Here is a 7,501-nt window from a genome sequence, read left to right on the forward strand (position 1 = left end):
CTCTCTAATCCAAGTTACTACAACTAACATAACCTTAATTAGACTGTGCCGCAAAACACTAAAGAAACTCATTCTTCATAACCAAAAACAGGTGTTTTGTCGGTGCAGTTTAATTAAGTATTTTCCTGTAGGACAGTAATAGCTGCGGACCCCCGCAAAGCGATACTGTCCTAGTGATAATTTTCAAACGAAAATTTCACTCGTTAATTAATTTATTAATTAACGACTGACTTTTGAAAACTTTTTTTCTTAGATTAAGCGACTCGCTTATCAGACACTCTAACTTATAGACGTAAAGGAGGCAGTTCTTTCTGTTCACCAATCTCCATAAAATCTTTTTTTATTCTTTGGAAAGTGACTTCATTGAGTTTTAATTGTTTTAAAAAATCCAATCCTTGTTCAGAAAGTTTGTATGTGTTATCAACAAGTTCAATCAGATTCTTGTCTTGACATTCCTGCATTACACTATCAGTATAGCAAATAATTTGTGAAAGTTCAATTTCTACAATATTTGATCTTTGTCTGTTATTATTTTTAACATACAGAAGTACAACCGTTTGGTCTCTAATCGCTTCCGGGATTTCCTTATAAGTCATAAACCACTGGAGTTTATTACGTTCCTTAACCCAATCACTCATAAATTTATAACTTCCCTCATTCTTTTTATCTCTCGGAAATAGGGAACGCCAACCATTGTCTATAAGATTATCATTCCAAAATAACTCTAATGTATTATTAGGGGTATTTCTGTAAGTCGTTAATACCGATTCGGTTTCCTCATAACCTAAAGGATTGCGAAACTTTCCAAATGATTTTATAATATTTTGTTTTTCATAAGCATTAGCAAAGTACATATCTGATTCCTCATAAGATTCTATCTGTCCATTTAGACCTTCTACACTTAAGAATTCATTAACAGTATTCTTAGATACTTTTGTTGCATGGATACAATAAATAATAAGTCTAATATCATCACCTACATAATTCTTTATCAATTTTATAAAGTCAATAATCGTTTTACCAGAACCTGTATAATCGTCAATTAAAATCAAATATTTCTTATTACTTAATCTACTCTTCCATTCAACTTTCAGCCTTTCAGATTCCAATCTATAAAATCTATCGTCATAATGACTAAACTTCCCATCTTTTTTTTCCAAAAACTTAGCCCTTCCATACTCTAGATCTAAAATATCAGTGAATTCATAATAAGCATGATTAGGTAGTTCATTTATATCTATGTATAGATTAAGTATAGCATTAGAACTATTATGTTTATATGTTTCTTTATTCAAAATACTAGAAAAATGACATTCACTAAAATTAATTCCTCTACATGACAGTTGCGCTACTAAACTTTCATGAAACTTCTTTAAGACAGTCAATATTTCTGCTTTGGAATAATATTTATAATTATCTTTGATACAATCCAAAACAATTTGTTTTACTTCCGAACCATCATCTAACTGGGATAAAAAACGACCTAACCGACGTCTAAAACCTTTTATGTATTTTTCTTCATGGTCCTTAATATGATTCCTACTATAGAATTTTTGAACTAGTAGATTGAATTCTTCACTATTACTCAATGGAAAACCTCCATTCGGATTTTAGCGTAATATATTCTATTTTTTTATAAATTAACTAATACATCAACAATTCTATTTTATCATATTTCATTCGCAAACTCGGTTCATTATTTTAAAACTCCTATAAAAATATTATCGTACTCTCCAATATTTCTAACTAGCCTCCCTATTTATTTGATCCCCTTAATTGAATGGTATATATTCCATGTTTGAAACATAACTACTATTAAAAGGATAGCGATGCATATACAGAAGCATTGAAAAAATACAGTTATAAATAAGTTTTTAACTAAGCCATCATTCAGTAACCTTATGAAATGCGTTTTTTGTCATCTGATTTCCAAAGTAGCAATTTAAAACTTTTGAACAAGTGCTGTTCAAGCATTATTTTAATCATTGCCCTGTTGTAAAATGAAGTGCAACACAAAAGACATGTTCATCTGATATACTAGAGTTGCGAAAAACAGTATAAAGGAAGATGAACATGTCCACTAATTATTCTACCACAAATCAATCATACAAACACTTATCTGAAGCTGAGCGAGGGGAAATTGAAGCTTATTTAATCGTAGGACTCAAACCTGCTGAGATTGCTCGTAGACTAGGGAGAAATCGCTCTACTATTACTCGTGAAATTAATCGTGGTTCCATAACACAAGTGAAAAAAGCAAATAGGCAGAAGGTCTATTACCAACGCTATTATGCAGATGCTGCTCATAACCGTTATCGTCATGCTAGAGAAACTAGCTATTATCTGAAACTGGATTGTGTATCGGATGACTTTCTGAGAGAATTTACAGAAGCAATGAGAGAGAAACCAAGGATGAATAGCGTGGATACCTTTGTTCATACCTATAAAATCCAACATGTAGATGCAGTTGTGCCTTCAACCAAAACGCTCTATAACTATATCCATCAAGGATTGTTAGAGATTAAGGTCATTGATTTGCCAAGAGCAGTGCGGATCCGTAAGAAATTTACCAAGCGCCCCTCTAACAAGAAACATCTAGGAAAGTCAATTGAAGAAAGACCAGAAGAAATCAATAATCGTTCCCGTTTTGGAGATTGGGAAATCGATTCTGTTCTGGGTAGAAAGACAATAGGAGAACCTTCTATTCTGACCTTGGTAGAACGACAAACACGTTATGCTGTCCCAAAGAAACTTGTGGAAAAGAAAGCAGAGTATGTCAATCAAGCAGTCTTAGAGTGTATGAAACTTTATCCCATTAAGTCCATCACTGCAGATAATGGAAACGAATTTTCATCATTGAGTAAGATAGAGGGCTTAGATGTTTATTTTGCACATGCCTATTCATCTTATGAACGAGGTACAAATGAGAATTTCAATGGACTACTAAGAGAGTTTATTCCGAAGGGATGTTCGTTAAAAGAACTAATTTTAGAGGAATATACAAAGGCTATCAATGAAAGACCTAGACGAATTCATGGCTATCAGTCCGCAAAAAAGCTGTTTGAGCTAACTCAAACAGCTTGAAAGGTACTCACTTAATCAGAGGAACAACTTTGTTGCACTTGACTTGACAATTGGGAAAAATAATAAAATTACTCATCAATATCAATAAAAATCATTAAATAGTTCAGATAATCCAGAAATCTACTTTTATAGATGTTCAAATGAATTCAGGGAAAACTCAGGGAAATTCTTGATTTTTTGGAACAAAAAAGACATCCAAGAGTAAATTCTTGAATGTCTGTAAACGTTGATATAATCGTATTGATTAACGTTTTGAGAATTGTGAAGCTTTACGAGCTTTCTTAAGACCTGGTTGGGGCACCACTTATTTCATCTAATTTCAAAGTGCTTTAAAATCAACGTTTTCATAAGTTTTCAAAACATAAAATTTCAACTAATTTCAATCAATTTCATCAAAATAAGGTAAACTTTCATAAAAAATAAGCAAAAATCGAACCAGAATATCAAAAAGTTTCCCTTATATAAAATTTTTACATATTAGAACAACACAATAGAAAAGAGAGCATAGCGCTCTCTTTTAATTTATCACTATACATGTTTGATGAATAACTTTTTCTTAGCCCAGCAATGTATACTCTCCACTTTCCAACAAATCTATTACTTTTTGTACAAATTGTTTTGAAAGTAAATCTACAATATCTGCTCCACGAGTTTGAAAGTCTTCATCTATCTCTTTGATTTCTAATTGAGAATTTTTTGCTCTTTTTTCATCAATTGGAGAATGAAAACTATATTCACCTACTTCATAATACAAAAAATAAAGATATTCTTTCTTACCTAAACTATAATCAAAAAATTCAATTTCCTTGTTCGTGCCATAGTCATAGTAACTATTTTCCCAAACTATAGCATTTCTTTTTTCGTTATATAGCTTTTCATAATTTTTTTCATAACTATAGACTCGTTGTTTTTTCTCTCCTATAAATTGCTTATGAATCATTGTTGGTTTATATTTACTCAATAGTTTTTCTTTCATATCATAGTATTTTTCCATATTTTCTTCAGCATTTTCAATGTTATTTTGCTGATGTAAATGATATCTTGCGTTTTTATATTCTTTTATCTTGTCACGATAGTTTTTAGCTCGCTTGTTTACAGAGTATATACATTCTGCAATAATAGCATTAGTGAGTTCTTTTCGTTTAAGTAAATCTGAGTATTTTTTAGGAGTTCTCATATCATAGATCCTTTCATTTATTAAAAAGAGGGGGAACCCCTCTTTCTTGCTATCTAAATTTTCGTTTTCCTACCAAAGCTAGCAGTCCAAGACTTGCTCCAAGCAATGCGAGGAGATTCGATTCTTTTGTTCCTGTATTTGGAAGTTGTTTCTTAGGTTCTGCTTTTGCATTTATAGCTTTTGCAGGAGCTTGATATGTTTTATCTTCTTTAGTTCCTACCGTTACTTTCTCTGCTTTGTAATCAACCACATTACCCTTGTTATCTACCACTGGCACTGGTTTATAACCAGCTTTTTCAAGCTCTTTACGTTTGGTTTCTGCAAGAGCTACCAAGCGTTTTGTTTCGGCTTCTTCATACTTGGCTTTGGCAGTTTCGTAAGCAATTTTCGCTCGGTCTGCTGCAAGGCTCTTCACTTCGTAATCTACTTTGGCTTTGTTTTGTACTTTGTAAACTGCTTTGAGTTCAAGTTCTGCTTTTTCAAGTTCTGCTTTTACTTCATTCAAGCGAGCTTTCGCACCTTTAAGGTCTGCAAGCTCTTTTTCGGCTTGTTTAACTTCATCTTTGGTAGCTTGAAGTGCTTTCTTAGCAGTAGATACCGCTTGGGCTTTATTTGAAGCGATCGCTTCAAGTTCTGCCATCTTATCTTCTTCTGCTTTAAGTGCTTCTTGTGCAGTTTTAAGAGCTTTCTCAGCGTCTTTAAGTTTTGCTTGCGCATTTGTAAGAGTTTCCTCTTTTGTAGCTTTTGAAGCAGTCAAGTTGTTGACGAGGGCATTTGCATTAGAAAGTGCAACCACAGCTTTATCATGACGTTCTTTCGCTTCATCAAAAGCCTTTTGTGCGTTTGCAAGTGGGCTTTCGCCATTCTTCAAGGCAGTCAAAGTAGCTTGTGCATTTGTAAGAGCAAGTTTAGCATCTGACTCAGCTTTTTCTTTCGCTTCAAAAGTTGCTTGTGCATTATCACGTGCAGTCATAGCATCAGCAAGTGCTTGACGAGCTTCACTCAACTTATGCTCAATCGCTTCATCGCTGAGTGAGTTTGCAATAGGCTTCTTATCCCATGTAGAATTGTCGAGATAAGAACCACGAATAGCAGTCAAGAAGTGAGTTGTATAAAGCTCATTAGTTTTGCTCTGAGCAACCCCACCAAAGTAGATAGTTTCATGCGCAGAGTCGAACTGAAGGATACCCTGAGTGTGTGCATAGTCACCCTTAGTTGAAATCAACATAACAAGGTCATCGTACAACTTCTCTTTCATCTCTCCAAGAGTCATACGGTAAACACCATCAGCATCATCAAAGTGGTGATAAGTATAAGTCGTTACAGTATTCTCGTAGTATTGACTACCTTTGTTCTCTTCCTCTGTGTCCGTTGTAGGCATACCGTATTCTTTGGCAACCTTATTGACACCAATAGCATAGTGTCCAACACCACCGCGAGAACGGTACGCATCTTTCATCGCTTTAGAGAAGTCAGCTTTCACATACTCTTTCGCAACCTTATCTGCAAATTCAAGAGAAGTTTTTGAAAGAACCACATCTGGAAGTCCAAGCTGACGGCGCATTTGGTTGATGAGGTCTGCTACGAAGTAGTTCAACTCGTCTTTAATCTCTTGTGGGAGATTGTTAACATCATAACGAGTTTCGTCTGCTTGGTCTGCTTTACTTGGAACGTATTTGTTCAGTTTCTTGTGTTCTACTTGAGCGTTTACAATTTTGTTGTATAGCTCCATAGTGCGTTTATTACGCTGTTCATCAGTCCAAGAAGAAGTATCTTGGTCGTTATAAGCCATGTTCTCTTTCACTGCTTGAATGAAAGCTGGGGAGAGGGTAATCGTTTGTTTCTTAGAGCTATCTTGAAGAGTGTCAAGTTTAGATACCGCTTGGTTATAAGTAGCAGTTGCACTGTCAAGGTTAGCTTTTGCATCTTTAGCTTCTGTTTCTTTAGCTTCTACATCTTTTGTAGCAGTCTTAACGGTCTTTTCGGCTTGATTTAGTTGGTCAGCAAGCTCACCATCCAACTTCTTAGCTTCATTAAGAGCAGTTTGAGCATCTGCTTGCGCTTGTTTGCTTTCGCTTTCTTCCTTAATAGCTTTATCTTGCGCTTCTTTAGCTTCTGCAAGACCAAGACCATCCAAAGCGTCCTCAGCACTTTTCACTTCTACTTTAGCATCAGCTACACCAGTTTCAGCTTGGGTTACTTCAGCTTGCTTAGTACCAACAGTTTTGCCTTGAATAGCGACATTGCGATCGGCATCGTCTTGCGCTTTTTGAGCAGAAGATACCGCTTGTTCAGCAGTTGGAACATTTGCTTTAGCAGTTTTGACTTTCGTTTCGGTACCTTGAATAACTTCAGGTGTTGCTTTATCCGCAATCTTTTGAGCATCTGCGACATCTTGTTTCAAGTCTGTGACTGTCTTTTCTGCTTTATCAGACTTTTCATTCGCTTGATCCAAGACTTCTTTTGCTTTGTCTGCATCTTCTTGGGTTTGTTTAGCAGTAGCACCAAGTTCAGCAACTTCTTCCTTTGTAGGAGTTTTCACTACCACTTTCTTAGGTGCTTCTTTTTCTACCAAGGCTGGCTCGGTTTTGGCATCAGTTGGAAGTGGTTGTTTGACTTCACTTGCGTGAGCAGTACCGATTGTGCCGACAAGACTTGCAGTTGCGAGGGCCGAAATAACCGCACCTGTATACAATTTTTTAGTAGTACTTTGACTATTTTCCGTAGCTTTTGACATTTATAAACTCCTTTTGTACAATGCCCTATGCATTTTATTAAAATATAGTACTATTTTACCATACTTTTCTCGTTTTTGGATAGTTTATTATACTTATTTTTAGAGAAAACAGATAGTACAATGGTATATAACATGGAATATAATAAATTACAAAAGCATATCGCATTTCGCATACGTGAGTGTAGAAAAGCACAGGGATTAAGTCAAGAAAAATTATCTGAAATCGCTGGGCTAGGTGTTAAAGCGATTCAAAATATAGAGAACATGAAGTATGATTTTAAGATAAAAACTCTTGAATCCGTAATCAAAGCCCTAAATCTAACGGTCGAGGAGTTCTTTAATCTACAATCATATGAATCAGATCGAGAAGATTCTTCAGAAATACTTTTTGAAAACTTAACAAAATTACCCAAAGATAAGCAAGGAAAAATTATATCTTCATTTAATGAGATTGTAAAAAATATAAAATAGAAAATCATTTTATAAATATCAACAAAAAATTC

Annotated in this window: 5 protein-coding genes; 2 read left to right on the top strand and 3 right to left on the bottom strand. The window is 34.7% G+C overall.

All coding sequences use genetic code 11. The annotated features are described in order from the left end of the window. Positions 1-284: 284 nt before the first annotated feature. Entirely contained in the window at positions 285-1,589 is a 1,305-nt protein-coding gene (locus D8805_RS07740) for a phosphoribosyltransferase-like protein (protein ID WP_125416623.1), read from the bottom strand. A gap of 484 nt (positions 1,590-2,073) precedes the next feature. Here D8805_RS07740 and D8805_RS07745 point away from each other — a divergent pair, with 484 nt between their 5' ends. Then, positions 2,074-3,084 (top strand): IS30 family transposase, encoded by a 1,011-nt coding sequence (locus D8805_RS07745; protein ID WP_185774587.1) that lies wholly within the window; start codon positions 2,074-2,076, stop codon positions 3,082-3,084. A gap of 556 nt (positions 3,085-3,640) precedes the next feature. Here the strand turns inward: D8805_RS07745 and D8805_RS07750 are convergent. Then, complete coding sequence (locus tag D8805_RS07750; RefSeq protein WP_125416627.1) at positions 3,641-4,261, bottom strand: hypothetical protein; 621 nt, start codon at positions 4,259-4,261, stop codon at positions 3,641-3,643. 49 nt (positions 4,262-4,310) lie between these two features. Beyond that, positions 4,311-6,998: an SEC10/PgrA surface exclusion domain-containing protein gene (locus D8805_RS07755; protein ID WP_125416631.1), complete on the bottom strand. Its 2,688-nt coding sequence runs from the start codon at positions 6,996-6,998 to the stop codon at positions 4,311-4,313. Between the two features lie 132 nt (positions 6,999-7,130). Here D8805_RS07755 and D8805_RS07760 point away from each other — a divergent pair, with 132 nt between their 5' ends. After that, positions 7,131-7,469 carry a helix-turn-helix domain-containing protein gene (locus D8805_RS07760; protein ID WP_125416629.1) on the top strand — a complete coding sequence of 113 codons (339 nt, stop codon included), beginning with the start codon at positions 7,131-7,133 and terminating at the stop codon, positions 7,467-7,469. Positions 7,470-7,501 lie beyond the last annotated feature (32 nt).

It is taken from the genome of Streptococcus oralis subsp. dentisani (genome assembly GCF_003944205.1).
GTDB classification, from domain to species: Bacteria; Bacillota; Bacilli; order Lactobacillales; family Streptococcaceae; genus Streptococcus; species Streptococcus oralis_BH.

Coding starts and splice junctions, on each gene's coding strand:
- D8805_RS07745 (WP_185774587.1), top strand. CDS start 2,074: ATGTCCACTAATTATTCTACCACAAATCAATCATACAAACACTTATCT.
- D8805_RS07750 (WP_125416627.1), bottom strand. CDS start 4,261: ATGAGAACTCCTAAAAAATACTCAGATTTACTTAAACGAAAAGAACTC.
- D8805_RS07755 (WP_125416631.1), bottom strand. CDS start 6,998: ATGTCAAAAGCTACGGAAAATAGTCAAAGTACTACTAAAAAATTGTAT.
- D8805_RS07760 (WP_125416629.1), top strand. CDS start 7,131: ATGGAATATAATAAATTACAAAAGCATATCGCATTTCGCATACGTGAG.